Origin of the sequence: Thiocapsa rosea (assembly GCF_003634315.1) — a bacterium.
In the GTDB taxonomy this organism is placed as follows: domain Bacteria; phylum Pseudomonadota; class Gammaproteobacteria; order Chromatiales; family Chromatiaceae; genus Thiocapsa; species Thiocapsa rosea.
The window spans coordinates 1,041,351-1,067,960 of sequence record NZ_RBXL01000001.1; the positions used below are offsets into that span (position 1 = coordinate 1,041,351).

Below are 26,610 nucleotides of genomic sequence, written 5' to 3' on the forward strand. Positions count from 1 at the left end.
TTCAGGTATGAAACCGATGCGATTCCTTGGCAACTCGCTCAAATGCTAACGCTCCTTCCCGCCGGACGCACGTCAGGATGCAGGGCGCCAGCTTGAGTTGGTGCAGCGTGGCCAACGTCCCAATGACTCAAAACCCATGGCAACCATCGGCGAGGGTGTCGAGGAACTGCGAATTTGGGATGAAGCTGGCACCTTTCGGGTCATCTACACGGCGCGGCTGGCAGATGCCGTCTATGTTCTCCATGCCTTCCAGAAAATGACCCAAACGACCGCAAAACGCGAGATTGAAATTGCCAGGGCGGGTTTCAACCAACTGACACGGGGCCACCCATGAGCGACCTTGAGAATGACGACAGCGTCGAGACCTACGCCAGCGTTTGGGATGCCATCGCCGACACCCCGGCGGAGGCCGCCAACCTGAAGCTGCGCTCCGAACTGATGGACCAGATCAGCGCCACCATCGCCTCACGCGGATGGACCCAGAACGAGGCCGCAATGCGCTGCGGGGTGACCCAGCCTCGGATGAACGATTTGCTGCGCGGACGCATTTCGCGCTTTTCGCTCGATGCCTTGGTCAATATCGCGGCGGCACTCGGGATGCGCGTCGCGGTTCGGCTGGAGGCGGCCTGATTGTTTGCGAGGGCTGCGCAGGAGCGTTCCGTGTGCGATTGATGGCGCTACCAACAGGTGCAAGTCGTTGGTCATCAGCACGAATTCCTTCAGCCGGGAGCGCACGCGCATGAGCGCCTCTCGCAGCCAGCCGCGTTGAGCGAGCCGGTCGTGGGCGTCGAAGAAGCAGGCCGCGCGGTGATGACCGCGCTACACGCGGTCAGCGGCTGATTGTCGATGTGGAATCGTGCGGGGGCACATGCACTCAACGTTGCGACAACGGCAGGAATTGAGCCAGGCCCCCTTTTACACTAGGGTTCCTTGACGAACAACTTTCTGCGCGCGTGAGTCAAGTTTAAGCCGGCGCAAGTTTGGCCTGCTCGAACAGGTCCGCGAACGCCTGTTGCAGCCGGCTCATGGCGGTGGCGATGGGCCGGTTGGGCGCCTTCGGGCAGCCGTCGAACAATTGGGACAACCCCGGTCGCAGGATGCGGCTGTGGACCTTGGTGAAGAACAGGGCGACCCGCAGTCCGGCATCGGTGACCCGGTAGCGATGGCTCTGCGGGATCCGTTCGATGAGGCCATGCAGGCGCAGTCGGCGCAGATCGTAGGTCATGCGTCCGGGTGAGTAGGCGTCCTCGGGCACCCCCAAGGCTTGGGCCATCCAGGTGCGCATCCCCGCGTGTCGGAAGCCCTCGGGCAGGGTGAGGAACAGGCACAGGGCGGTGAACAGCGCCAAGACCCGCGGATCGTCCAGGTGCAGCCCCGGGGCGCGTTGCCCGCCGACCACCTGCGGTTGGGTGACCTGATCGAACACCCCCTCGGCCAGCAGACAGTCCTGGCTGAGCGTCTCGACCTCGAGCAAGCGACGGTTGGCGGCAAAGCCGATGGCCCGCAGGGCGGGCAGGTTGTTCAAATTCCGTCCGATGCCGAAGTCGTGGGTGTTGTTGATCGTGGTCTCGGTGCGCAGGGCCCGACCTTCCTTGAAGTACTGCTTGATCTTGGAGGACTTGTAGCCGACATGCAGCGAAGGGATAACCCCTTGGGTGATGACGCGGGTATGAAAGCTCCCCGGCGTGCGTTTGGTGATCCTCCGGTTGAAGATCAGGCTGACCTTCTCGGGCCGTCCCAAGTCGAGGTTCTCGCGGATGACCTCCTCGAACAGATGGCGTCCGGACAGCGGTCGGTCGAACACCTGCGTGCGGGCGAACTCCGCCTGCAGGATGGAGAGTTGGAAATTGTAGCCGGCGGCATGGTCTTCCGCCGTGAAGGGATCCGGGAGCCGTCCCAACCACTTGGCCACCAGTGCGGCGATCGTCGCCTCGTTCAGGTCATCGAGGATGCGTTGCGCACGGGCCGGTTCGGCGCAGCTGAGCAACCCGTTGTCCAGCGCCTCGAAGGCAATGCCCGCCTTGGCCAACTGGCGTTTGACGTACTCATGACCGTTGAGGCAGACCCGCGCGGTGTAGGGAAAGTAGGAGCAGAACTTGATGAACAGGGGGCCGAAGTCCGCATCCACCAGATAGAAGTAGAAATGGTTGCACATCACCGTCCCGCGCGTGAACCAGGGGTACGGCTGGCCGGTGTGGGTGCTGATTTTCTTGATCATGCGGAAGCTGGCAAACCGTTCCTGAGCCTTGCCGATGTACAGGACACCCTCGGGTTGAGCGAAGTCGCGGAGCCGCTCGCGGGTCATGTCGTCTTTGCGCTGTCCCTTGGCGAAGGTCACGATCTCCACGCCCTCGCGTTGCGCAAACCCCTCGATCGCCTTGACGAAGGCGTGACTGATCGGGGCCATCAACACCGTGGAGGCGACCTTGGCACCACGATGGACCTTGAAGAAGTTGGCTACCCCGCCGCCGGTCTGCAGCCGCGGTTGATACAGGTTGAGATACAGCCGGTCGATTCCTTCGAGATCCAGCGTGACCCGATCGTTCAGCAACTCACCGACGGTTTGGTCTAACATGATGGCAGGCCCCGGTTGACATCTTGGCCACGCGCCACACGCCGCTACGTGCGGCTACTATCGGAAGTTTAGCCTTCCGTTGCTCAACCGGGGCCGCCCAACGCCGGGGCTCACCCCATGACTCGTCGGTCTGAGGCGAAGCCTCGCTAGATGAAGTCCCTACTCGGGACTAAAGGCTTTGCGCGCATCAATGGCATTGCGGACGCCATGGACGCCGTCTACACCAGTGACGAGTCCAAACGGCGTTTCGAGATCCTGGCCCGCCAGCTCTTCGTTCGATTCCGGGCGCTGCTGATGGAGCCGATGGCCTTCACCTATGCCGAGCGACACGACAACATCGAGGCCATCTACAAGAAACTCACCGAGCGGCGCGACACCGCAGACGTCACCGAGCTTCTGAAGGAGCTGCACCGCATCGTGAATCAGGCCATCCGCGCCGAGGCACCGGGTGACGACCAAACCGAGGGGCTGACCTACGATCTCAGCCGGATCGACCTGGAGAGGCTCCGCGACGAGTTCGCGAAGAAGGTCAGGCACAAAGCGACGGCGCTCCAGGACATCCGCGAGATCGTCGAACAGAAGCTCGCCGAGATGCTCAGGCACAATCCGAAACGGATGGATGACTACAAGCGCTACCAGGAGATCGTCGCCGACGACAACCGCGAGAAGGACCGGGTCACGATCGAAGACACCTTCGCCGCCCTGACGGACCTGGTCGGCGGTCTTGATGCCGAGCAGCGACGTGCCGCCGAGGAGGGGCTCAGCGAAGATGAGCTCGCGCTCTTCGACCTGCTGCAGAAGGAGACGCTCGGCAAAGCGGAACGCGAAATAGACCGCGCCATGACGCCCCGCCTTCACATCGCGAACGGCTTGCAGCAGTTCCTCGCCGAGAGTGCGCTTGGCATCGCGTTCAAGGAACTCCTTGCAGCAACGGGATGAGCTAAAATTAGGCAAATGGTCCTTGAAGGTGCAGGCTATTGCACTGAGCACATATCAGAAACAGCAGGCACGATGTCTCCGACGGTTCGCTGTGTGGTCTCGGGCGGACGCCGCCGCGGTTGGGTGGCACTATGCGTTGTGTGGCTGTTCGCAGCGACCGCCTCGCCTGCCGCGCCGCTCGCCGACAGCCAAACGCAGTCCGCATCTCCAGTCGAATTGACGCCGGCCGAGCAGGTCTTTCTCCGCGCCCATCCAGTCATCACGCTCGGCACCGGTGATAGCTGGGACCCCTACGTCATCGTCGGTCAAGACGGTGCCGTCACCGGCTACGACGCCGACGTGCTCGACCGCATCGCAGCATTGACCGGGCTGCGCGTGCGGCTCCTGCCGGGAGACTGGCGCGAGCGCCAGGAGCAGGCCCGCAGCCGTGCAATCGACGGGCTCAGTACCGGCGCCGTGCACCCGGAACGCGCCGAGCATTTGAGCTTCTCCGCACCTTATATCCGGCTGCATAAATACCTGTTGGTCCCGAAAGGCAACCCGCTGAGCCTCGGTGCCCGCGACGACCTCGCGGGGCGCACGATCGCGCTCCATCGCGGCAATCTGTTCGACGAGAAGGTCGCCAGCGGCTTTCCGCACGCCGGCATCCTGCGGTTCGACACGGTCGATGAGATCATCGATGCGGTCACCACCGGCGGCGCCGATGCCACCTTCGACAACGGCTCACTGCTGTATCGGGCCAACCGTCTTGGTCGGCCCTTCCTGCAATTTGCCTTCGACCTCAACGAACCGCTGGACCTGGTGTTTGCCGTTCGCAACGACTGGCCGGAAGCCATCGCGATCATCGACAAGGGGCTGACGGCCATGGGCGAGGCCGAGCGCACGCGTTTGCAGGCGCGCTGGTTCCTATCACCGCTGAATACGCCGACCGGCACCGACGAAATCGTACTGAGTGACGAGGAACGGTCTTTCCTGGACCGATTGGGGCCGATTCGACTGTGCATCGATCCCGACTGGATGCCCTTTGATGGCCTGACGGCGGACGGTCGCAGCCAGGGCATCATGTCGGACCTGTTGAAATTGGCGCTCGAACGGCTGGGCCACACGACGCAGTTGGTGCGCACCGCGAGTTGGAGCGAGACGCTCCAGCTTGCGCATGATGGGCACTGCGACATCGTCTCCGCTGTCGCCATCACCCCGGAGCGCGCGGAATACCTGGACTTCACCGGGTCCCTGTTGTCGGAGCCGATGGTCGTCGTCGTCCGCGAAGACGCACGATTCGAGGGCACTTTGGATGCGCACGCGGATCAGCGCTTCGTCATGGTGGCCGGACACGCCGGCATCGACATGTTGCGCCGCGCGCACCCGGCGCTCGCCATCGAAACGGTGCCGGACGTGGTCACGGCGATGCGCGCTGTGTCCCTCGGGCATGTGTTCGGCTATATCGACCTGCTGCCGACCGTCGCCTACGCCGCCCGTGAGCATGGCATCCTGAACGTCAAGGTCGCCGGCGATCTGCCGCAGCGTTACGAATTGGCGATCGGCGTGCGCAAGGGGCTCCCGTTGCTGCATTCCAGCCTATCGCGAGCGGTGGCCGCAGTGCCAGCGCGGGAGATCCGCACGGTGCGCGACCGCTGGATCTCGGTGCGCTACGAGCAGCCTATCGACCTTTTGCGGTTCTGGCCCTGGGCACTCGCGCTCGCCCTGGCGGTGCTCGGCGTCTTGGTCTGGAACCACCACCTGCAACGGCTCAATGCCGCACTGCGCGCAGCCAATACACGGATCGAACGACTAATCATCACCGACGGACTCACCGGCCTTTACAACCGTCGGCACTTCCAGGAGCGGCTGCCGTCCGAGTGGCAGCGCGCCGCGCGCGAGCAGCGAACGCTGCACCTTCTGCTCGCAGACATCGATCATTTCAAAGAGTACAACGACCATTACGGCCATCCGGCAGGCGACGAGGTGTTGCGACAGATCGGAGCCTTGTTGATCCAACTGACGCGACGCGCCGGTGATCTGGCCTTTCGCACCGGCGGCGAGGAGTTCGCGGTGATGTTCACGGAGGCCAACGCGGACAATGCAGAACGTTTGCGCGTCGCCGTCGAGGCGCTCGGGATCGAACACGTGGCTAGCGATACCGCGCCGGTCGTCACCCTGTCGATTGGATTCCTGATGGCTTGTCCAGCTGATATCCGCAACGGCGACCCACCGCTCACCGACTGGGACGAGATCTACACCCGTGCCGACGCGCTCCTCTACCAGGCCAAGGCGCGCGGACGCAACCAGGTGGTGAGCGCAGTCTGGCGAGCGGCGGAAGCCGACCAGCCCACCGGGGTCGCCGCCACGCTATCGGCGAGACAAAAGGGGGCCGGGTGACCGCGGGTGATTGCTCACCCGCGGTTCCCACAGATCCGGACGTGCCCAATTCGGGCATCCGGCTCCTCGGCCTAAACATTCGCTACGTGGCATAGAGGCTATGGACCGCACGCGCGGGCGGGAGGGGATGACGCTTGAGCAGACGGTTGAACGCCGGCCAATCGAGGCGCGTCGCATGCGAGCGGCGGTTGAGCCACTGATGCCAGCGTCTCTGGACCTCGAAGCGGAATCGCGACAGCGCTCGTGAGTTGCCCGTGATGCCGTAGTAGGCATTGTGGCCCTTGAGCTTGCGGCTCAGCGCCTGCTGTTGCTCCGGCACCGGTCGGTGACGGTTGTTCCGGCACCATTGTCCGATCTGCCGTAACGCACGGCTGAAACGGGACTTGGCCGTCTTGCGTTGCACCACCCAACGCCCCTTCCGGGAGCGCCCCCAGTCGTGGGTGAAGCCGAGCAGGTCGAAACTGCGCTCCCGTCGGGAGCCACACTGCGTGCCTGTCCGTGATGGACGACGAAAGTCCACCAGTCGGGTCTTCTCGGGGTGGAGCGTCAGCCCAAAGCGCTCGAAGCGCTTGGGCAGCACGTCCATCACCCGCCGGGCGTCGTCCTCCCGCTCGAAGGCCAGCAACCCGTCATCGGCGAAGCGGACCATGAAAGCCCGTCCACGCAGGCGGGGTTTGACCTCGTGTTCGAACCAGCGGTCGAGCACTTCGTGCAGGTAGAGATTCGACACCAGCGGGCTGATCACGCCCCCTTGCGGGCTGCCCCGCTCGGGATAGCTGATCACCCCGTCCTCCATGACCCCGGCTTGCATCCACTTGCCCAGCGCGCGGCGGATCACGCCGTCACGCACCCGTTGGTCGAGAAAGGCATTGAGATGGGTCCTGTCCATGCTGTCAAAGAAGGAGCGGATGTCGAGATCGATCACCCAGCCTCCGCCGATGTCCATCAGCCCCTTCCAGAGCGCTTCGAGCGCTTGATGCGCGCTGCGCCCCGGGCGGAAACCGTAGGAACAGTCCAAAAAGTCCTGCTCGTACACCGGCTCCAGCACCATGAGCACCGCCCGCTGAAGCACTTTGTCCTCCAGGGTGGGAATGCCGATGGGCCGGGTTGTGTTCTTCGCCCCTGCCTTGGGAATATGCACGCGCCTGACCGGCGGCGCACGATAGCGACCGCTCTTGAACCGCTCGAGCAGGTCGCTCAGGTTCTCGTGCAGCCTCTGCTCATACGCCTCGGCCGTGACGCCGTCCACACCCACCGCACCATCCTTGCGCGTGCGCCGGTACGCCTCTTCCATCCACACCAGGTCGATGTGGTGTGCCAGCGTCAACAGCACCATCTGCGGTGCCTCGCTCGCCAATTCCGCGATCGCCTGTCGTCGCGTTGAGATGATCTCGCGATCCAATGCCCGCGTCATCTGTCCCTCCAGACGTGTGTTTAGACCGGTCGGCCGCTTCCCTCGGATGGGTCCTCTCGGGTGAGTTCCCCACCGTCCTCGGTACTATCGGCCGACTCCGACGACTCAGCTGCGTATTCCGGCGAAAGTGGCCACCCGGTCCGAAGGAAAGTGGCCACTGGTTCTGATTCAATCCAGCCAGTCAGTCCGAAGGAAAGCGGCCGGTCCGAAGCGGCCCCGCGACACGGGATGGGTGTAGTTACGCGAGGGCGGGATCGTCTGTCAACCCGGTGGAGTGTTTGCGCATCGAGTCTCCGGTCAAATTGATCTTGTAGGCGCAGTGCACGAGGCGATCGAGGATGGCGTCGGCGAGGGTCGGATCGCCGAGGTAGTCATGCCAAAGGGCGACCGGGAGTTGGCTGGTGACCAGGGTGGCGCGCGTCTTGAAGCGGTCGTCGAGGATTTCGAGCAGATCGCGCCGCTGCTCGTCGTTCAAAGGGGCCAATCCCCAGTCATCCAGGACCAGCAGCTCAGTGCGCGCCAGTTCGGCGAGCAGCTTGGTGTAGCGGCCCTCGGCGCGGGCCATCGCCAGATCCTGCAGCAGCCGGGGCAGGCGCAGATAGCGCACGGTGAAGCCGTCGCGGCAGGCCTTGTGGGCCAGTGCGCACGCGATCCACGTTTTTCCGACGCCGGTCGGCCCGGTGAGGATGACGTTGAGGTGCTCGCCGATCCACTGACCGGTCGCCAGGCGGCTCATCAGGGCTTTGTCCAGGCCGCGGTGCGTGCGGTAGTCGAGATCTTCGATGGCGGCCGGCTCACGCAGCTTGGCCTGTTTCAGCCGGGTCTTGAGGCGTCGATTCTCGCGCGTGCTCAGCTCGCGATCGAGCAGCAGGCCGAGGCGCTCCTCGAAGCTCAGGGTTTGAATCTCCGGCATCTCGAGTTGTTCCTGCAGAGCCTTGAGCATGCCGTCGAGGCGCAGTTGCGCGAGGGTCTCCAGGGTGGGGTGAAGCAACATGGCGCTGGTCTCCGTAACGGGTGAGGACCCCGTCGTTCGACGGGGTCATGGTGACGGTTAGTGGTAGTAGTCGGCGCCGCGCAGATTGGCGTGATCCAGCGGCAAACTCTGCTGATCGGGGGTCGGCAAGGGCCGCTGATCAAGCCCTTTCTCCAGGATCGTGGCGAGGCTTTTGTAGCTGACGGTGCCGAGGGTGAGCGCGCGTGCACAGGCCGCCTCCAGGCGGGCCTCGCTGTAGGCCGTGCTCAGGCGCAGCACCCCGAAACAGGCATTGAAGGCCTGTTGTGGATGGCGCCGCGCGCCGAGCAGTTGCGTGGTGACGGCAGCGGTGGCCGGGCCGATGGTGTGCGCCCAGCGCTGCAGGCGTTCCGGGGTCCACTCCAGGGCGCGTTGATGGCGCTCCGGCATGTGGTCGGTCACCGTGGTATAGCCGCCCCGACGGGCGCTGCGGACATGGCTGGCGACCCGCTGGCCTTGGTGCATGACCTCCACTGTGGTGGTGGTCATGCGCACGTCGACCTGGCGCTTGACCAGGGCGTGCGGGACCGAATAGTGGTGCCCGTCGACCTCGATGTGAATGTTCGGCGCCACCCGTGCCTTGCGCCATTCGGCGTACTCGTAGGGAGTTGCCGGCAGCGCGCGCAGGGCCGGGCGATCGATCGCCTCGAATTGGCTCAGGCGCGAGCCGTCGAGCTTTTTGAAGGGACGGGTATTGAGCGCCTGCAGGTGGGTGGCAATGACCCCGTTGAGCTCGGCAAGGGAGAAGAACTCCTGATGGCGCAGGCGCGCCAGGATCCAACGTTCGACCAACAGCACGCCGCCCTCGGCCTTGGCCTTATCCCGAGGTTTGCGCACCCGTGCCGGGATCACCGCCAGCCCGTAATGGGCGGCGAAATCCTGGTAGGTCGGATTCAGATCCGGCTCGTAACGGTGGGCCTTGCTGACGGCGCTTTTCAGATTGTCGGGAACGATGATGTCCGGGCAACCGCCGAGAAAGTTCAGCGCGCGCACCTGCGCGCCGATCCAGTCGGGGAGCGTCTGCGTCCAGGTCGCCTCGGCATAGGTGTAGTTGGAGGCCCCGAGCACCGCCACGAAGATCTGCGCGGTGCGGATCTCCCCGCTGTCGGGGTCGATCACCGCCGCCGTCTGCCCGGCGTAGTCGACGAAGAGCTTCTCCCCGGCCCGATGGGTTTGGCGCATGACCACATCCACCCGACCCTTCCAGACGCTGTAGCGGGCGCAGAATTGGCTGTAGGAATAGCCCTCGGGATGGCGCTCGCGGTACTCCTGCCAGAGCAGGAACAGCGTGACGCCTTTGCGCCGCAGCTCCCGGTGAACGACATCGAAGTCGGGCTCGACCAGCCCGCGCTCGGCGGGGCGCCCGCCCGGCTTGAACAGCCGCCGCTCCAACTCGCCCGCACTCAGACCCTCGGGCAACGGCCAGGACAGCCCTGCCGCCTCGGCCCGATCCAAGTACTCCGACACCGTTGTTCGCCCGATACCGAGCGCACGGGCGATCTCCCGCACCGACCGCCCGGAACCCCATTTCAACCGCAACACCTCTTCGACTTTTCGCATGGATAACCTCTGTCTTGGCATCTGAGCACCTCCTGAAAAGAGGAGGCACCCTACGCAGGGTTATCCCGTGTGGCGAGACCCCGGCCGGGGTGGCCGGATCAACCGGAATCGGTGGCCGGATTCAGCCGGAATCGGTGGCCGGTTTGAACCAGAATGGGTGGCCGCTTTCAATCAGAATGGGTGGCCGGATTGGGCCGGAATACGCAACTCAGCCGCCATCGCACCGCACTTCGTTGCCTTCGCTTGGCGCTACCTTGTCTGTGGTCCTGTTCGCAACCGTCGGTCGGACCCTTCCGACGGCGATCCGGGCGGCTTCTTGCGCGGCGCCCGCACCGCGTCTGCGACAAGGAACGGCTGAGCCCTCCCAGGTTCCCGGGTGACCCTTGCGTGCATGCCCTGCTCACCGACCCCGGCGGATCACCTGCATCAAGCGATACGATGCAGCTGATGTTGCCTTCCGCCATCCGTACAGCGTCGGCTCCGCATCTGAATCTTTCGAGGCTCAATCACACGGCCTACACGCCCTCTGTGTACGCTTCGCAGCCGGGATCGCTCCCGGTCCACGCAACACTCGATTCCGGTGGGTCGCTAGCCCTTACCGGTCCGGGACTTTCACCCAGCGGGTCACTACGAAAGGTTTCCGAGGCTCACGATCCTTCATGAGATTCTTCCCCCTTTCCCAGGCTTTGCCTGGCGCAAACGGATTGATGTGTTACGGAAGCGTGATCCTCACTACGGAACTGCCGCCCCCTCAAACGCTTGTACCCCGTCGCAATAGCCGCTGAACTCAAGGCCAAAAGACCAGGCTCGATGCGTTCACCGCGCCCGGTTCCTGCACGTGTCCGAGCTGCTGCAAACCTTCGGGCCGCAACAGGTCGGGATGCCGCACATCCGCCACCTGGAAGGCAAGCTATGGGAAATGCGCATGAAAGGCCGCGACGGCATCGCCCGCGCGGTCTACGTGGCCCGCACCGGCCAACGACTGACCGTGCTGCACGGCTTCATCAAGAAGACCCAAAAGACACCGCGAAATGCCTTGGAGATCGCCCGCACCCGCTTGGAGAAACTGACCGATGACTGAGCTTGCAGACCTGAAGGCCTGCCTGCTGGAAGAGCCCGAGACCCGCGCCACCTACGAGTCCATGGAGGCGGAATACGCCATTGCCCGCGAGCTGATCGCCGCACGCACCCGCGCCGGCATGAGTCAGGCTCAGGTCGCCGAGCGAATGGGTACCTCGCAATCGACCGTCGCCCGCCTGGAGAGTGGCCGGACCCTGCCCAGCCTGCGCACGCTCGACCGGTATGCCCGCGCGACGGGATCGAAGACCGTGCTGAGACTCGAGGCCGGACGTTGAGGCCGCCGCCCGCTCGATGAGCGCGCCGCGGCACCTGCTGGCCTTGGTCGGCGAGCACGCCGCAAGCAACGTCGTCCGACTCAGCCGATGCGCAGAAAAGGAGCCCGGTTCAATTGCTGCTAAGCTTCTCCCATACCCGGACACCCCCGAGACCACCTTGATGGCGTGCTTGATGCATTTCGCGCAGCACTGCCACAACCGGGATGCCTGTTTCTTCAGCGAGCAGGATTATCACGCCTATCCGGGATGGCTGGGGGAGGCACCGCAGTGCGGCAGTTGATACCGGTCATCGTTGGTCCTGGAGGACACCTACCTTCTGCTTCGCCAGCGCTCCATTGAGCTCAATCCGATCCGAGCAGGAATGGCGAACGAACCCGCCGCCGATCGCTGATCGATCGGCAACCAAGCCCAACCGATCGCGAACGCACGGTTTTACGCAGAGATCGAAGCAATGAACGGACAACGTCGAAAGGTGCGCAGGCGGAGATGCCGACGCAGAACGGGAGCGCCCGAGGCCGTGAGAGAGTTTGAGCAACACGGGATATCGGCGATGGTATCGCCGGGCAGTGAGGCCCAATTCGGCGTCCAGGTCCGCGTTGGTGTTGTCTGTCCATCACGCATGCCGGTTCTCCTGGGCATTTTCAAGAACCAAATAGATAGGTTTGGTGTCGGTGCTTGACGCTTTCCGGGTAGCGCAGTTCGATTTGCCCAGCCTCCCGCATCGGTTTCAAGTGGCTGCGTGTCAGTTCCCGTGGGTCACTGCGCCCGAGCACATTGCAGAGCTCGGCGGCCGTAAAGGGGCGCAGGGCGCACAATTCGAGAATGAGCCCCCGCAGGACGGCTTCTGCAGAGATCGAGGCAATGACCGGGCAACGTCGAAAGCTGGGGCAGCAGGGTCCCCCACGCAAAACGGAAGCGCCGAGGACGTGGATCGCAGCTCTCGTGCATCAAATGACTTCGCGCAGAATCTCGGGGTGGCGGGCAACGATCTTCAATAAGGTCTCGGCCGCTCCGGACGGCCTGCGGCGCCCTTGCTCCCACTGCTGCAAGGTACGCGGCGAGATACGGAGGGCAGCTGCGAACTGTGCCTGCGACAGACCGCAGCGCAAGCGCGTCGCCGCTACCTCGTTAGGTTCGACCTCATAGACCGCGCCATGACGCCCCGCCTTCACATCGCGAATGGCTTGCAGCAGTTCCTCGCCAATATTGCGCTTGGCATCGCGTTCAAGGAGCTCTTTTTCAGTGAGTGGCATATCCCATCTCCTCTGCAATTTGCCGTAAGACGTGAGAAGGAATCGTGCCCTCGGAACTCTTGGCATACATGACGAGCAGCACGACAGCACCGCTCGAAAGCCGCGTGGTATAGATGACTCTGACCCCGCCGCGCTTCCCGGTCCCCGGCCTTCCCCAACGGATTTTTCGACAGCCACCGGAGCCAGGCACAACATCGCCCGCCTCTGGGCCGGCAGCAACATAGCTCGCGAAATCGGCTCGCTCTTCTTCTGACCAATAGTCCGGTCAGAGCCTTGTGAACAGCGGAGACTCGATGATCGTCAGCATCTCCCGAGCATACGCCATTGGCGCATAAGCGACAAGCCAAGACGCTGGGACAAGGTCGGAGGGGATACGTGTCGCAGTTCGCTCGTGGGCCGTGGTGCGGGACCCCGGCCCGAACGCTCTTGCGGGCGAGCGTCGCAAGAGATTCGATCTGTGCAAGGAATCGAAAACACCCTTCGTGGTCACCATCCGCAGGATCGAAGAGCGCGACCAGCGGTCCGGTATCCACCAGGATCACCGCGGGTGCTTCCTGCGGATCAGGTGCGCCAAGGCGGCCTCGGCCTCACGCGCCGGTGCGCGCGCATCGCCGCCCAGGCCGAGATCCAGCTCACGGTAAATGTCATAGGGCTTGCGGTCGACTTGTTTTTCGGCCTGTGCCGCGTGGGCTTGCAGGCCGCGCTTCAGCACCTCGGAGATCGACAGCCCGTCGGAAGCCGCCAACACGAAGCGGCGTTCCAAGCTGATGGACCAGATCACAGATCAACTGAACCGACCCCTTTCTCTACATCTGTCCTGGCACCTTGGGGGGTCTCGCGGGCGTCTGGGACGGGGGGACGTTTAGCGGAAATTAAACCTGCCCCCTCTCCTGCTGCTTCCCTGGACCACATTGAACCTGACCCCTTTCCTGCAGATTTATTTGTTGCGTGACTCCCCGCGTAGGCATGTCGCGATTATCCAGGGGCAACGGGGTCAAGGGACATCCGGGTCTTACAGCATTGGGGTATTGTAATCACGTTGCGTGATTACAAGACTTGACCCCGCTATCCCCTTGACTTCGGCATCGGCCGCAAACTGTGCAACCTGCCCGCCTTGCGGGCGATCGGCTTTGCCGCCAATCGCCGCCTGCTCGAGGTCGAAACCATCAGTCAGGACTGTGCCCTGGCCGCCGGGGTGTTCGAGGCCGTCACCCAGCCGCAGACCATCGACGGGCAACGTGTCCCCCGCCTGACCTTCGGTGATCCACGCGTCATGTCACTCCTTGCCACCCTGTGCCTGTTCTTCATTCCGCAGCGCTTCCGCAACGTCTGGCTGCGCGAGAACATGGCCCAACTGCTCGGCGTGCCGCTCGAGGACTACGGTCCAGGCAAGGCGACCTATGATCTGCGCCGACTGCGCCTGCACGGCCTCATCGAACGTCTGCCCAACAGCCACCAGTATCAGGTCACCCCCACCGGCCTGCGCGTGGCCATGCTCTTCGTGAAACTCAACAACCGCCTGCTGCGACCCGGACTCTCACAACTCTTCGACGGCTGCCCGCAAGCGCCCGACCGCCCGGTGACAAAGGCCATCAAAGCGCTCGATCGTGCGTTGGAGCAACTTATCGCTCAGGCCAAAATGACGCCCGCGCAAATTTGACTCATGCGTGAAGATCTTTTTTCGTTAAAGCCATTAAACCGCACCAGCTCCGACAGTCGTCGGACTGGCGCGGCCAAGCCATTCCAACGGGGTCAAGGGGCATCCGGGGCAAGTCTTACGGCATCGGGGTCTTGTAATCACGTTGCGTGATTACAAAACTTGACCCCGCTCTCTTTCTCTCTTTGGCTAAACACCAATTCTGCATGAGCGACCGAAGGCGGTTTTGGCACAAATTGAACTACCTAGCCCGACGGCTCCCGCCGTAAGCGGAGCATATCCTACTCAGGGGCGCTTGACTCAGGCACCTCCCCAGTCTCCAGCATGACTCGAAACTGGTATTCGCTCAGGATGGTGACCCCTTGCTGCCGGGCTCGCTCCATCTTCATCGGTCCTGCGTTGTAGCCGTAGCACAGGAAATCGAGATGCGAGGCAACAACAGAGCGGACCACCATCCCCCAGTCTTCGGCGAGCCTCTTCAGTTCGGTCTTGTCTTGGGCCTTGAAGCCCGTGAAGCACACCTCGGGAATTCCATCTCGATGTGAGACTACGTGTCGCGTAATCCCGGATGTGCGTGTCGCGGATAGTGTCGGTGGAGGAAGCGTGTCTTGGTAGAAGGCGACGCGCTGAGCGACTTGAGTCTCAGGAGTGACTACCTCAAGGACTCGATCTTTGCGGTAGGTTCGGATCCCTCCGTCATCCACTCTGTACCCTTGGATGTAGGTATCATCCTCGGAGGCGCTGTAGACCTCTTGAACGGCGATGTGTCCCTTCGCATCGCGGTAGATGAAGACCAGGACATCATCGTCGCGCGACTCGTTTTTCTTGGGCATATCCAGCTCCTCCCCCCATCTACTCCCGTGACGTATCCGGTCCCCCATCCGGTCCTATCAACCCCCTGCGGGCATCCAGCGCACTTTGCGCGTCGGATCCAGGAGACTCCGCGCCGTCAAACACCACTCCATGGGCTGCAAGTCGGAACTTCCCAGCATTACCCGCGTAGACAGCTCCCTTGATGATTTCTGAGATTTCCTCGCTGGTCAGGCTCGGATCTAGGACGAAGAAGGCAATGTGTGTTGTTGGTGCGATCCGGTCCCAGTCAGCCAGTCCCGCATCTTGGGGTTCCATTACCCTCGGCTCTCCCAGCAGATAGCCGCCGAGGGCTTGGCTCACGTTCCTGTGCTTTTCGCGTGAAACTGCATTTGCAGCATCCTGCACCATGACGAACACTGGAGGGTGTGGCGCTGACGCCTCTTCGGCGGATGCCTCCGCTGACCCAAATTCCCTGGCTATGGCAGCAGCCACTGCGTGAGTCCGAGCAAGTCTTTTTGTCACCAAGCGAATGGGCATCGGGGGATCGGGGTGGTCGTACTCTTCACGCAGCACGGCGAGATCCCCTTTCCACAGTGCTGTGTAGAGACGCCCTTGGGTCGTCCGTATCTGCCCGACACTTATGGGACTGAGTCTGTCGTAAAGAACGACCCTAACCTCCGATCGCCAGTTGCTCTCGAAGAGCCCCCCGCCAGCGGAGCGTGGAGCCTGTGCGGGCCTATTTACGTCACTGGAGACCCCTTCATCATTGGACGTTCCCTCGTCAGGCACCAGTGACATAGGAACGTCGGTAGGGCCGTCAGAACCAGCAGCAGTCTGCCTGGAGCCATAGGCTGGGTACTTCACCTGGAGCGTCTTGCCGTACCTGCCTTTTAGGTATGCGTCTTTGTGCTCGTGGAGGACATCACCCTCAATGAATTGGCAGATGGAGAGGGTGTCGGCGAAAGCGGTTGGGACGGCCCATTTGAACCGAGTGAAGAAGTCCATGTCGTGCTCCGTGTGATGAGGTGTCCTCTACCAGCTCCTTGCGGGCGTCGGTAACTGCCTATTTAACTTGTAGCCCAGCATCGGCGCAAGTTCTCACCTCCAGCCTACGCAGCGGCGTACAGGCACCGGCCGCGCAAGGCGTCGGAGCCAGGGACGTTCAGCGAAGCGGCCGAATGTTTCACCACAAATTTCCGGCTCTCCCGGATCTCAGGGAACGCCAAGTTTAGTAAAATCAGTGTTCTACGCAGCCAATCTTGGTAAACTTCCATTCGAACGCTTTTAACTCAATGGAAAACCGATGATTGACCAGAGCCAACTCCTGCGCCTGCTCGGACTGCCGCAGATCGCCATCGACCGCGTCGAGATCACGGACGCCGCTGTGCTGGAAATTCATGTGCACAGCACCGAGGAGGGCACGCAGTGCCGGAGCTGCGGCCGACGCATCACTGAGCCGCATGGACTCGGTGAAGAACGGCGGTTGCGCCATCTGTCGATCTTCGAGCATCGCACCGAAATTCTCATTCGTCCCAAACGGTATCGCTGCCCCGATTGCCGGGATCATCCCACCACCACCCAACGGGTGGACTGGTACGACCCGCGCAGCGGCTTCACCCGTGCGTTCGAACACAGCCTGATGCGCGCCCTGATCAACAGCACCCTGGAAGACGTCGCGCACAAGGAGGCCGTCACCCCGGAGCACCTCGACGGTATTCTCGATCGGTGCGTCCCGAGCCAGATCGACTGGACGACGCTCACGGCGCTGCCCGTGCTCGGGCTCGACGAGATCGCCTTGACCAAAGGCCACGGCAATTTCGTGGTGATCGTCAGCGCCAGGGTCGAGGACACCCTGAGCATCCTCGCCGTGCTCAAGGACCGTAAGCGCGCGACCATCGAGGCGTTTTTGCGCACGATCCCAAAATCCTTGCGGCGCACCGTTCGCGTCGTGTGCACCGACCTGTACAGCGGCTTCATCGGTGCGGCCAAGGCCGTCTTCGGCACGCACGTCGCCATCTGCGCCGATCGCTTCCATGTCGCGCGTTTGTATCGCGACGCCGTGGAGACGTTGCGCAAGACAGAACTGCGCCGGCTCAAGCGCGACCTGTCGAAAACCGAGTACGGCGGGCTCAAGAACGTCCAGTGGATCCTGCGCAAGCGCGAATCCGACTTGAGCGCCGAGGAACGGCGGATCCGCGCCCGGTTGTTCGCCTATTCCCCGCAACTCGCGCAAGCTCATGCCCTCAGCCAAGCCCTCACCGAGGTCTACGACATGCCCCTGTCCAAAGGTCAGGCCAAGCGCAAACTCAGTGGCTGGATGCGACGGGTCAAGAACGCCGAGATGACGTGTTTTCAATCCTTCCTGAAAACGTTGCGCCGTCATTGGGACGAGATCACCAATTATTTTACCGAACGACACACGAGCGGTTTCGTCGAAGGTCTCAACAACAAGATCAAAGTATTAAAACGGCGGTGCTATGGCTTGAGCAACCTGCGCCGGCTCTACCAGAGGGTGTACCTCGATCTGTGCGGTTATCGGGTTTTCGCGCGCTGATCAATGAAAAACAACCGCTTAAAAATGGCTTGGACGGGGTGCGTCCAGCGATATTTTCAACCAACGTGTTCGGTCAAAATGACTACAACGTCATGTTTTTAAATATTTTAGCGCTTTCCCTGAATTCCGGGAGAGCCAAATTTCCGAGGCCCTACCTACGCTAGACGGTTCGGCGGCTCCCCCCCGGTGGGGGTAGGGTCCACCCGCACGGGCTTGCGCGATACGCACAGGGGGGACTACTCAACCTGCTTCAGTCGGCAAGGTGACCCGGCTGGATCGAGGTGGCCTGGAGATCCTGTGCAGGGCGAAGAAGAGGAGGCAGGGGTGGGGTCGAGCCCAGCATGGGCGTAGAACATCAAGGCGGACGGCCAGTCCAGCCTCGCGGACGCCCGGGGAGGCTCTACGTGGCTGGACAGCGGCCGCATAACGGCAACCGAACGGCAACCGAAACGCCTTTCAGCAGCACCACAGCAAAAAGGCTCAGGCCATTTCTGACCTAAGCCCTTCTTCTATTTGGCTCCCTGGGACGGGCTCGAACCGCCGACCTAGTGATTAACAGTCACCCGCTCTACCGACTGAGCTACCAGGGATCTATGCGAGCCCGTAATGTTAGCCGGGCGCCTACATCGAGTCAAGATCGGCGAGACGCCGCTCTCAGCCGACCGCAGCGGCGATCCGCTCCAGTGCCTTCTCAAGGTTGTCGCGGCCGGTGGCGATCGAGATGCGGGCGTAGCCGTTCAGGCCGAAGGCGGAGCCGGGTACGAGCGCCACACCGGCCTTCTCGATCAGGTATTCCGCGAAATCCAGGTCGTTGGCGATCCCGGGGAGCTTGTCGATCGCACCCTGCACCTTCGGGAAGACATAAAAGGTGCCGTCGGTCGGCAGGCATTCGATGCCGGGGATTTGGTTGAGGCGCTCGACGACGAAGTCGTGGCGCTCGTGGAATGCCTTGAGCATGGCGCCGATGCACTCCTGCGGCCCTTCCAACGCGGCCTGGGCGGCGACCTGCGAGATGGATGCCGGGTTGGACGTGCTCTGGCCCTGCACCTTCTTCATGGCCTTGATGATCTCGGCCGGGCCGCCGGCGTAGCCGATGCGCCAGCCGGTCATGGAGTAGGCCTTGGAGACGCCGTTGAGGACCAGGGTCCGCGGGTAGAGCTCCGGGCAGGCGTTGACGATGTTGACGAAGGGCTCGGGGCTCCAGCGGATGTGCTCGTACATGTCGTCGGTGGCGATGAGTGTTCGCGGGAACTCGCGCAGCACCTCGCCGAGCGCTTCCAGTTCCTCGCGGTTGTAGCCCATGCCGGTGGGGTTCGAGGGGCTGTTGATGACGACCAGGCGGGTCTTGTCGGTCAGCGCGCCTTTGAGCTGTCCGGGGGTGATCTTGAAGCGCTGATCGGCCCCGGCGTGCACGAGCACGGGCGCGCCGCCGGCGAGCAGGACCATGTCCGGGTAGGAGACCCAGTAAGGCGCAGGGATCACCACCTCGTCGCCTGGATCCAAGAGCGCTTGGGCGAGATTGTAGAAGCTTTGCTTGCCGCCGCAGGAGACCAGGATCTGGTCGTGCTCGTAGTTCAGCCCGTTCTCGCGCTTGAACTTGTCGATCACGGCCTGCTTGAGTTCGGTGGTACCGTCCACTGCGGTGTATTTGGTGAAGCCGGCGCGAATCGCGGCGATGGCCGCTTCCTTGATGTGGTCGGGCGTGTCGAAGTCCGGCTCCCCGGCACCGAGCCCGATGACATCCTTGCCCGCGGCGCGCAGGGCCTTGGCGCGGGCCGTGATGGCCAGGGTGGCGGAGGGTTTGACAGCCTGAACGCGCGCGGCAAGCTTGATGGTCATCGAGTGTCTTCTCTGGGCTCTTGTGGTGAGGGTGGTTCTTGTTGTGACTGGACATGCGGTGTGTCGCTCCCAATCATAACGAAACCGCAAACACCCGGCACGCACTCCGATGTCTGAACGCCCCTTTCAACTTGTCGCGCCGTTCGCCCCCGCAGGCGACCAGCCCGAGGCGATCCGACGCCTGGTGGAGGGTCTGAGCGACGGCGAGTCGGCCATGACCCTGCTCGGCGTGACGGGCTCGGGCAAGACCTTCACCATCGCCAGCGTCATCGACCGGGTGCAGCGCCCGGCCTTAGTCCTGGCGCCGAACAAGACGCTCGCGGCCCAGCTCTACGGCGAGATGAAGGAGTTCTTCCCGCACAACGCGGTGGAGTATTTCGTCTCCTATTACGACTACTACCAGCCCGAGGCGTACGTCCCCTCCACGGACACCTATATCGAGAAGGACTCCTCGATCAACGAACACATCGAGCAGATGCGGCTCTCGGCCACCAAAGCGCTGCTGGAGCGCCCCGATGTCATCATCGTGGCGAGCGTCTCCTCCATCTACGGATTGGGCGACCCGGACGCCTATCTGAAGATGGTTCTGCATCTGAACCGCGGCGATCTGATCGATCAACGCGCCCTGCTGCGCCGGCTTGCCGATCTGCAATACCGACGCAACGAGATCGAACTCTCGCGCGGCACCTATCGGGTGCGCGGCGACGTGATCGACATCTACCCGGCGGAGTCCGACGACGAGGCGCTGCGGGTGGAACTCTTCGACGAGGAGATCGAGTCACTCTCGCTCTTCGACCCGCTGACCGGCGAGCAGTTGCGCAAGGTTCCGCGCTATACGGTCTTTCCGAAGACACACTACGCCACCCCGCGCGAGACCGTCCTAAACGCCGTCGAGCAAATCAAGGTCGAGCTGAAGGACCGGCTGATCTGGCTGCGGGACAACGACAAGCTGGTCGAGGCCCAGCGCTTGGAGCAACGCACCCTGTTCGACCTGGAAATGATGCTGGAGGTCGGCTACTGCTCCGGGGTGGAGAACTACAGCCGCTATCTCTCCGGACGCGGACCCGGCGAGCCGCCGCCGACGCTGTATGACTATCTGCCTGCGGATGCCATCGTCGTCATCGACGAGAGCCATGTCACCGTGCCCCAGCTCGGCGGCATGTACAAGGGCGACCGCTCGCGCAAGGAGAACCTCGTCGACTACGGCTTCCGGCTGCCCTCGGCGCTCGACAACCGCCCGCTGCGCTTCGAGGAGTTCCAGGCCCGCCAACCCCAGACCATCTATGTCTCGGCCACCCCACGCGACTACGAGATCCAGCATTCGGGGGCCGTCGTCGAGCAGGTGGTGCGCCCGACGGGGCTGGTCGATCCGGAGGTCGAGGTCCGCCCTGCCCTCACCCAGGTCGACGATCTGCTCTCGGAGATCGGGCTGCGGGTCGCCGTCGGCGAGCGCGTGCTGGTCACCACCCTGACGAAGCGGATGGCCGAGGACCTGACCGAGTATCTCAACGAGCACGGCGTGAAGGTCCGCTATCTGCACTCGGACATCGACACGGTCGAGCGGGTCGAGATCATTCGCGATCTGCGTCTGGGCGAGTTCGACGTGCTGGTCGGGATCAATCTGCTGCGCGAGGGGCTCGACATGCCGGAGGTTTCGCTGGTCGCCATCCTGGATGCCGACAAGGAAGGTTTCCTGCGATCGGAAGGCTCCTTGATCCAGACCATCGGGCGTGCCGCGCGCAACGCCAACGGCAAGGCGATTCTCTATGCCGATCGCATCACCGGCTCCATGGAGCGCGCGATCGGCGAGACCGAGCGACGCCGCGCCAAGCAGATCGTCCACAACACCGCGGAGGGCATCACGCCTCAGACCATCCGCAAAGCGGTCGCCGACATCCTGGAAGGGGCCATCCCGGGCGCACCCATGAAGGCGCGCCAGTATGCCAAGGTCGCCGAGGAGATCATCGAATACGCCAGCCTGACGCCGCAGCAGATGGCCAAGAAGCTCAAGGCGCTGGAGAAGACCATGTACCAGCACGCGAAGAACCTCGAGTTCGAGCAGGCCGCCGCCGTCCGGGATAAGATCAAGGAGTTGCAGGGGCGGGGGCTTGCGGCCTGACGTCTTAGGTGATTTCCGGGAAAGGATCTACCGCCAGAGCCGGAACCAAGGCAAGTCGTCGAAGGTTCTACTCGTTGTCGTTGTCGTTGACGAACCAATCGTTCCTTGTACATCCGATCGGCCGGAAGCAACGTCGCGAAGCGGCGTGCCCCGGGATAGACGACTTGCAGTCGTCCTCTTCCGCGGGCCTCGCTCGCACGACCGCCGCGTCAGGCAATACCTGAAAGGAGAGGAAGATCGCGAATGGATGAGCAAAACGGAAACCGGTGCCAAAGCGCGTTCAGCGCGGTTCTCGAGTGCGTTGCGTTGACCTCGACCTCGCGGGCCGTCGGGCCGGCTGAAGAGGACGACTGCAAGTCGTCTATCCCGGGGGTGACACCGCTTCTCGACGAAACGTGGCTCGACGAGATCTGGGCCGACGCGGTTGCCGATGCCGCCGGGGAGACGGGGCTCTCGGCGTTCCCGGACGACTGTCCGTGGCGGCTGACCGACGTGCTCGAGGTGGATTGGCTGCCCGAGTGACACGGCCCGCGTCGGATCCGTGGCCGCCGCCATCCGGGATCAGCCAAGCACACCTCGGGCGCCCTGCCCCGGCCGAACGACCGCGGTGCAGACCGACGGGCTCGGTGAATCAGTGACCGGCTCCACCGGCTTGCGCCGAGGCCGGGCCACGCGGGAGCGACGCCGCGGGCGTTGCGGCTGGACGCGCGTGCGCCGCGGCCGCGCACCGGCCTCGTCGGGAATGCGCTCGAGGATGGCGCACACGAGGCTCAGGATCACGAAAAGACCGGAAAGGCACAGCAGGATCACGAAGAGATCGGCAACGGTGTTCATCGTCGGCTCCGCAGGGTTTGCACTGGACGGAACCACAGCATGCCGCGGGGGGTGGCTCAAAACGTGAGCCTGCGGACGTGCACGCTCGACCGTTCGTCGGCCGGGCGCCGTCGGCATCGCGCCGAACGACGGTTCGGTGTTTTTCAGGGAGAACAAGGACGGGTGTTAGACTGGCTGCGAGCGCAGAGCGCAGTGAGCCTGAAGAACCCATGCAAGACACCCACGACACGACACGACCGACAACCTCCGCGCGACTGGCGGTCCTCTTGCGCCACGCGACGGCCGGGACGCACCAGGCCGTCGAGCGCTTACCCCTGATGGCCCGACTCACGTCGCCGAGCGTCACCCGCGAGGACTATCTCGACTATCTGCAAGCCTTGGCCGAGGTCTACGCGGCCTTGGAGGGCAGCCTGCTCGACGCCTTGGACGAGGAGATCCGCAACGACCTGGGGATTCGACCCAAGCTGCCGGCGATCCTCGAGGATCTTGCCGAGCAGGGTCGGCAGCACGTGCCGCGCGTATCGCCGCCGATCACCCCGACCGGCTCGAGCGCGGCGCTCGGCGGTCTCTATGTCCTGGAGGGTGCGACACTCGGCGGTCGGGTGATCGCGAAACATCTGCGCCGCCGTCTCGGTCCGGCACTGGGCTCGGCCGTTTTCCTCGACTTCCACGGCGAGCACTCCTCGGCGGCCTGGAAACGCTTCGCGAGCATCCTCGACAGCCTGCCCGCGCACGGCCGAATGGATCCGGTCGAGGTCGTCTCGGGGGCCTGTGCGGCCTTCGCGGTGGTTCACCGGATGCTCGACGGTGCAGGGACACGCCTCGCGCCTGCGCAGACCGGTCCGGAGCCTATCGGACTGCTGAGCTCGGGGGGCGGGCGCCTTGCGGCCTCGGTTGCGGCAATCCACGAGGATTGATGAAGAACGAAGAACAAGCGCCGGAGGCGACCCGGGTGGACGCCGGAATCGAGGATGGATCCCGGGCGACGCCTCGCGAGCCGGCGCCGCATGCCCGTGTCTTCCGCATCGAGACCATCGGTCGGGACCGACACCCGCTGAACCGCATCGCTCGATTCCTGCTCAAAGGGCTCGGCAATCTGGTGCTGCTCTCGATTGTCCTGGTCTTGACGCTGCGCTGGCTCGACCCGCCGGCATCCGCCTTCATGCTGCGGCACGCCTACAATCTCTGGCGGCTCGATCAGTCGCCACCCTACTATCATCAGACCTGGGTGCCCTGGGATCGGATCTCGCTGCCGGCGCGTCTGGCGGCCATCGCCGGCGAAGACCAGCGTTTTCCGAGCCACCGGGGGTTCGACCTGATCGAGATCCGCATCGCCTGGGCCGACTACAAAAACGGCGGACGCCTTCGCGGTGCCAGCACCATCACCCAGCAAGCGGCCAAGAACCTCTTTCTCTGGCCCGGCTCGGATTGGCAGCGCAAGCTGCTCGAGGCATGGTTCGCGCTTTTGATGGAGATCCTATGGCCGAAGGAGCGCATCCTCGAGGTCTATCTGAACATCGTGCAGTTCAGCCCCAGCACGTACGGGATCGGCGCCGCCAGCGTGCGCTATTTCGATCGTCCCGCAAGCGAGCTGACGATGCGCGAGGCATCGCTCCTGATCGGCGTGCTGCCTGCACCCGGACACTATCGTTTGGACAAGCCATCGGAACGTTTGGAGCGGCGCGCGGCCTGGATCAGCGATCAGGCGAGCCGACTCGGCGGAACACGTTACCTGAATCGGCTTTAAACCGCGCCCGGTGCGATTTGCGTCGTTTGTTGGATTGGCTTGACCAATTGGCTTGACCACGCCGGCTCCGACGACCGTCGGAGCCGGCGTGGTTTAAAGTATCGAAAAATATTAGGTGATTAGCGTCGTGCCTCAGCCAGCGATTTTCGAGCCGGCAGGCTCACGGAATGAGTCACCCCCGGGCGCATACTGTCGGGCATCTCCACCCGCAGCGAGAACGACGGCGATGCCGCAGAACCCGATTCAATTCCAGCCGGGCATGTCCCTGGACGATTTCTTCGCACGCTACGGCACCGAAGCCCAGTGCGCGGCGGCCCTGGAGGCGTCGCGGTGGCCGCAGGGGTTCGTCTGTCCGCACTGCGGAGCCACCTCGCACAGTCGCTTTCACGTCGACGGGCGCACCTACCGGCAGTGTGCGCAGTGTCGGGTGCAGACCTCGCTGACGTGCGGGACCCTGTTCGAGAGCTCCAAGCTGCCGCTGACCAAATGGTTTCAAGCCATGTACCTGGTGACGCAGAACAAGAACAACCTCTCGGCACTGTCGCTCAAACGCCATCTCGGCGTGTGTTATCGCACCGCCTGGCGGCTCAAGCACAAACTCCTCGAAGCCATGGCCGAGCGCGAGTCCGGCCGGCTGCTCACCGGCGTGGTCGTTGCCGACGATGCCGTCGTCGGGGGCAAGCGCGGACGCGGCGCCGAAGGCAAGGCCGTGTTCATCGCCGCCGTGGAAGTCGGCGACGACGGTCATCCCCGACACGTGCGCTTCGACCCGCTCCCCGATCTGAAGGGCGACACGCTGCGCGCTTGGGTGCGCAAGGCGCTGGATCCCGACGCACACCTCGTCACCGACGCCTTCGCGAGCCTCGGCTGCGCCGAGGCAGAAGTCGCCGCCTACGGGGCGATCGTGGTCAGCCCGCGCAAATCCAGCGAGATCGATGCGTTCCGCTGGGTCAATACCGTCATCTCCAACCTCAAGACCGCGATCCGGGGCACCTATCACCACGTCAACGTCCACAAGTACTTGGCGCGCTACCTCGCCGAGGCGCAGTATCGCCTGAACCGCCGCTTCGATCTGCCCTCGCTGGTCGGGCGACTCCTCCATGCCAGCGTCCGCACCCCGCCCAGCCCCGAGAAATGGCTGCGCCAGGGCGCCGTCCGCACGGCGTGAAATGCTCTGGCTGAGGCACGACGCTAATCACCAAATATTAAATTTCAAACCGCGTCTCACCGAGATCGAGGACATCTACGAAGCCAAACGCAACACGAAAATGACGCATGTCGCTCTGGACGCGGTTTAGGCGATTTCCGGGAAAGGATCTACCCGCGTGTAGGGGCGAATTCATTCGCCCCTACATCCCTTAAAGGTCTTCCAGGCATGTGCAGTCGGGATGCCTATTCACCAGACATCACCCTAGACCACGCACAGCCAGCTACAGCGCGCGTCGGCGCATCACGGCATCCGCAAGCTCATGCAGCATCGGCACCGTATCGTCCCAGCCGATGCAGGCGTCGGTGACGCTCTGACCGAAGACCATTCCGTCGCTCGCGGCCAAGTCCTGCCGACCGCCGACCAAGTGGCTCTCGATCATCACGCCCATGATGCCGCGATCCCCGCGCGCGATCTGGCCGGCGACGTCCTGGCAGACCCGGATCTGCTTCTCCGGCCGCTTGCGGCTGTTGGCGTGGCTGAAGTCGATCATGATCTTGGGTGTCAGGCCGGACTCGATGATCTGCTCGGCGGCGATGCTCACGCTCTCGGTATCGTAGTTCGGGCGCTGGCCGCCGCGCAGGATGATGTGGGTGTCGACGTTCCCGGTGGTGCTGAAGATCGCGGACTGGCCGTCCTTGGTGACGGACATAAAAACGTGGGGGCGTGCCGCGGCATGGATGGCGTCGATGGCGACCTTGACGTCGCCGTTGGTGGCGTTCTTGAAGCCGACCGGACACGACAGGCCGGATGCCAGCTCGCGATGGCCCTGGCTCTCGGTCGTGCGCGCACCGATCGCGCCCCAGCTCACCAGATCGGCGATGTATTGCGGGCTGATGAGATCGAGGAACTCGGTCCCGGCCGGGATCTGCATGCCGTTGAGGTCCAGCAGGAGCTTGCGCGCGATCCCGAGACCCTGATTGATCTCGAAGCTGCCGTCCAGATTCGGATCGTTGATCAGACCCTTCCAGCCGACAGTGGTCCGCGGCTTCTCGAAGTAGACGCGCATGACCACGAGCAGGCGATCGCTCAGCGCGTCGCGCAGAACCTTGAGACGCTCGGCGTACTCCAGCGCGGCGCGCGGATCGTGAACCGAGCAAGGACCCGCGACGACCAGCAAGCGATCGTCCCGACCGTGGAGGATCTGCTGAATGGCGTGACGCGTGGAATAGACGGTCTCCGCAGCCGCCTCCGAGATCGGGAATTCCTGGTGCAGCGCGCTCGGGGAGCGGACTTCTTTGATTTCGCGGATGCGCAGATCGTCGGTCTTTTGCATGGGCTGGGATTACAACGGCATCGAAAGCCGCTGAGTATAGCCCAATCGCTCGGGTCTCCATGCCTCCATGCTCATGT

General features: G+C 63.4%; 23 protein-coding genes, 1 tRNA gene and 1 pseudogene. 13 read left to right on the plus strand and 12 right to left on the minus strand.

Annotation, left to right across the window (positions count from 1 at the left end; all coding sequences use genetic code 11):
* Positions 1-61: 61 nt before the first annotated feature.
* Both BDD21_RS04745 and BDD21_RS04750 read left to right on the plus strand, forming a co-directional pair.
* Positions 62-334: pseudogene (locus tag BDD21_RS04745) on the plus strand (type II toxin-antitoxin system RelE/ParE family toxin); the annotation flags it as partial.
* Positions 331-630, plus strand: coding sequence for a helix-turn-helix domain-containing protein (locus BDD21_RS04750; protein ID WP_120796158.1), 300 nt, complete (start codon positions 331-333; stop codon positions 628-630). The pseudogene BDD21_RS04745 and the gene BDD21_RS04750, both read left to right, overlap by 4 nt.
* A gap of 334 nt (positions 631-964) precedes the next feature.
* Here the strand turns inward: BDD21_RS04750 and BDD21_RS28515 are convergent, their stop codons facing one another.
* Positions 965-2,575 carry a hypothetical protein gene (locus BDD21_RS28515; protein ID WP_245969410.1) on the minus strand — a complete coding sequence of 537 codons (1,611 nt, stop codon included), beginning with the start codon at positions 2,573-2,575 and terminating at the stop codon, positions 965-967.
* 150 nt (positions 2,576-2,725) lie between these two features.
* Between BDD21_RS28515 and BDD21_RS04760 the strand changes: the two genes are divergently transcribed.
* Both BDD21_RS04760 and BDD21_RS04765 read left to right on the plus strand, forming a co-directional pair.
* The gene (locus BDD21_RS04760) at positions 2,726-3,514 is read left to right on the plus strand and encodes a type I restriction enzyme endonuclease domain-containing protein (protein WP_245969411.1); all 789 of its coding nucleotides are present in this window, start codon (positions 2,726-2,728) and stop codon (positions 3,512-3,514) included.
* A 123-nt stretch (positions 3,515-3,637) separates the two neighbouring features.
* Complete coding sequence (locus tag BDD21_RS04765; RefSeq protein ID WP_170164685.1) at positions 3,638-5,893, plus strand: diguanylate cyclase; 2,256 nt, start codon at positions 3,638-3,640, stop codon at positions 5,891-5,893.
* An 82-nt stretch (positions 5,894-5,975) separates the two neighbouring features.
* Here BDD21_RS04765 and ltrA read toward each other — a convergent pair whose 3' ends face one another.
* From ltrA to istA, 3 genes are all read right to left on the minus strand, one after another.
* A complete protein-coding gene (gene ltrA / locus BDD21_RS04770; RefSeq protein ID WP_120796160.1) occupies positions 5,976-7,307 on the minus strand; it encodes a group II intron reverse transcriptase/maturase in 1,332 nt (443 codons plus the stop codon).
* A 238-nt stretch (positions 7,308-7,545) separates the two neighbouring features.
* The gene (gene istB, locus BDD21_RS04775; protein ID WP_120795810.1) at positions 7,546-8,301 is read right to left on the minus strand and encodes an IS21-like element helper ATPase IstB; all 756 of its coding nucleotides are present in this window, start codon (positions 8,299-8,301) and stop codon (positions 7,546-7,548) included.
* A 57-nt stretch (positions 8,302-8,358) separates the two neighbouring features.
* Positions 8,359-9,900 (minus strand): IS21 family transposase, encoded by a 1,542-nt coding sequence (gene istA / locus BDD21_RS04780; RefSeq protein ID WP_120795811.1) that lies wholly within the window; start codon positions 9,898-9,900, stop codon positions 8,359-8,361.
* A 760-nt stretch (positions 9,901-10,660) separates the two neighbouring features.
* On the opposite strand from istA, the gene BDD21_RS04785 reads away from it, so the two are divergent.
* Both BDD21_RS04785 and BDD21_RS04790 read left to right on the plus strand, forming a co-directional pair.
* On the plus strand, positions 10,661-10,960 hold the full coding sequence (locus BDD21_RS04785) for a type II toxin-antitoxin system RelE/ParE family toxin (protein ID WP_120796161.1): 300 nt from the start codon (positions 10,661-10,663) through the stop codon (positions 10,958-10,960).
* The gene (locus tag BDD21_RS04790) at positions 10,953-11,234 is read left to right on the plus strand and encodes a helix-turn-helix transcriptional regulator (RefSeq protein WP_120796162.1); all 282 of its coding nucleotides are present in this window, start codon (positions 10,953-10,955) and stop codon (positions 11,232-11,234) included. Before BDD21_RS04785 ends, BDD21_RS04790 begins: the two co-directional genes overlap by 8 nt.
* Positions 11,235-12,181: 947 nt before the next feature.
* Here BDD21_RS04790 and BDD21_RS04805 read toward each other — a convergent pair.
* Together BDD21_RS04805 and BDD21_RS04815 are read right to left on the minus strand one after the other, a co-directional pair.
* Positions 12,182-12,487 (minus strand): helix-turn-helix domain-containing protein, encoded by a 306-nt coding sequence (locus BDD21_RS04805; protein ID WP_007191777.1) that lies wholly within the window; start codon positions 12,485-12,487, stop codon positions 12,182-12,184.
* Positions 12,488-13,025: 538 nt separating this feature from the next.
* Positions 13,026-13,268 carry a hypothetical protein gene (locus tag BDD21_RS04815; RefSeq protein WP_245969413.1) on the minus strand — a complete coding sequence of 81 codons (243 nt, stop codon included), beginning with the start codon at positions 13,266-13,268 and terminating at the stop codon, positions 13,026-13,028.
* 333 nt (positions 13,269-13,601) lie between these two features.
* Here BDD21_RS04815 and BDD21_RS04820 point away from each other — a divergent pair, with 333 nt between their 5' ends.
* Entirely contained in the window at positions 13,602-14,147 is a 546-nt protein-coding gene (locus tag BDD21_RS04820) for a hypothetical protein (RefSeq protein ID WP_120796164.1), read from the plus strand.
* Positions 14,148-14,425: 278 nt separating this feature from the next.
* Here BDD21_RS04820 and BDD21_RS04825 read toward each other — a convergent pair whose 3' ends face one another.
* Together BDD21_RS04825 and BDD21_RS04830 are read right to left on the minus strand one after the other, a co-directional pair.
* Positions 14,426-14,977: a BRCT domain-containing protein gene (locus BDD21_RS04825; protein WP_147430992.1), complete on the minus strand. Its 552-nt coding sequence runs from the start codon at positions 14,975-14,977 to the stop codon at positions 14,426-14,428.
* Positions 14,978-14,996: 19 nt separating this feature from the next.
* The gene (locus BDD21_RS04830) at positions 14,997-15,962 is read right to left on the minus strand and encodes a hypothetical protein (RefSeq protein WP_120796166.1); all 966 of its coding nucleotides are present in this window, start codon (positions 15,960-15,962) and stop codon (positions 14,997-14,999) included.
* Between the two features lie 298 nt (positions 15,963-16,260).
* Between BDD21_RS04830 and BDD21_RS04835 the strand changes: the two genes are divergently transcribed.
* Positions 16,261-17,511, plus strand: coding sequence for an ISL3 family transposase (locus BDD21_RS04835; RefSeq protein WP_120796167.1), 1,251 nt, complete (start codon positions 16,261-16,263; stop codon positions 17,509-17,511).
* A 514-nt stretch (positions 17,512-18,025) separates the two neighbouring features.
* On the opposite strand, the gene BDD21_RS04840 is transcribed toward BDD21_RS04835, so the two are convergent.
* Positions 18,026-18,101: transfer RNA gene (locus tag BDD21_RS04840), tRNA-Asn, on the minus strand.
* A gap of 64 nt (positions 18,102-18,165) precedes the next feature.
* Positions 18,166-19,350, minus strand: a complete 1,185-nt coding sequence (locus BDD21_RS04845) for a pyridoxal phosphate-dependent aminotransferase (RefSeq protein WP_120796168.1) — start codon at positions 19,348-19,350, stop codon at positions 18,166-18,168.
* A 109-nt stretch (positions 19,351-19,459) separates the two neighbouring features.
* On the opposite strand from BDD21_RS04845, the gene uvrB reads away from it, so the two are divergent.
* Positions 19,460-21,469 carry an excinuclease ABC subunit UvrB gene (uvrB, locus tag BDD21_RS04850; protein WP_120796169.1) on the plus strand — a complete coding sequence of 670 codons (2,010 nt, stop codon included), beginning with the start codon at positions 19,460-19,462 and terminating at the stop codon, positions 21,467-21,469.
* A gap of 306 nt (positions 21,470-21,775) precedes the next feature.
* Positions 21,776-21,991 carry a DUF29 family protein gene (locus BDD21_RS04855; RefSeq protein WP_245969415.1) on the plus strand — a complete coding sequence of 72 codons (216 nt, stop codon included), beginning with the start codon at positions 21,776-21,778 and terminating at the stop codon, positions 21,989-21,991.
* A gap of 39 nt (positions 21,992-22,030) precedes the next feature.
* Here BDD21_RS04855 and BDD21_RS04860 read toward each other — a convergent pair whose 3' ends face one another.
* Complete coding sequence (locus tag BDD21_RS04860) at positions 22,031-22,303, minus strand: hypothetical protein (RefSeq protein WP_120796170.1); 273 nt, start codon at positions 22,301-22,303, stop codon at positions 22,031-22,033.
* A gap of 209 nt (positions 22,304-22,512) precedes the next feature.
* Here BDD21_RS04860 and BDD21_RS04865 point away from each other — a divergent pair, with 209 nt between their 5' ends.
* From BDD21_RS04865 to BDD21_RS04875, 3 genes are all read left to right on the plus strand, one after another.
* Positions 22,513-23,220, plus strand: a complete 708-nt coding sequence (locus BDD21_RS04865; RefSeq protein WP_120796171.1) for a biliverdin-producing heme oxygenase — start codon at positions 22,513-22,515, stop codon at positions 23,218-23,220.
* A complete protein-coding gene (gene mtgA / locus BDD21_RS04870) occupies positions 23,220-24,050 on the plus strand; it encodes a monofunctional biosynthetic peptidoglycan transglycosylase (protein ID WP_120796172.1) in 831 nt (276 codons plus the stop codon). The genes BDD21_RS04865 and mtgA overlap by 1 nt, the downstream gene beginning before the upstream one ends.
* A 226-nt stretch (positions 24,051-24,276) precedes the next feature.
* Positions 24,277-25,218, plus strand: a complete 942-nt coding sequence (locus BDD21_RS04875) for an IS1595 family transposase (protein ID WP_120796173.1) — start codon at positions 24,277-24,279, stop codon at positions 25,216-25,218.
* 262 nt (positions 25,219-25,480) lie between these two features.
* Here BDD21_RS04875 and BDD21_RS04880 read toward each other — a convergent pair whose 3' ends face one another.
* Positions 25,481-26,533, minus strand: a complete 1,053-nt coding sequence (locus BDD21_RS04880; protein WP_120796174.1) for a 3-deoxy-7-phosphoheptulonate synthase — start codon at positions 26,531-26,533, stop codon at positions 25,481-25,483.
* Between the last annotated feature and the right edge of the window lie 77 nt (positions 26,534-26,610).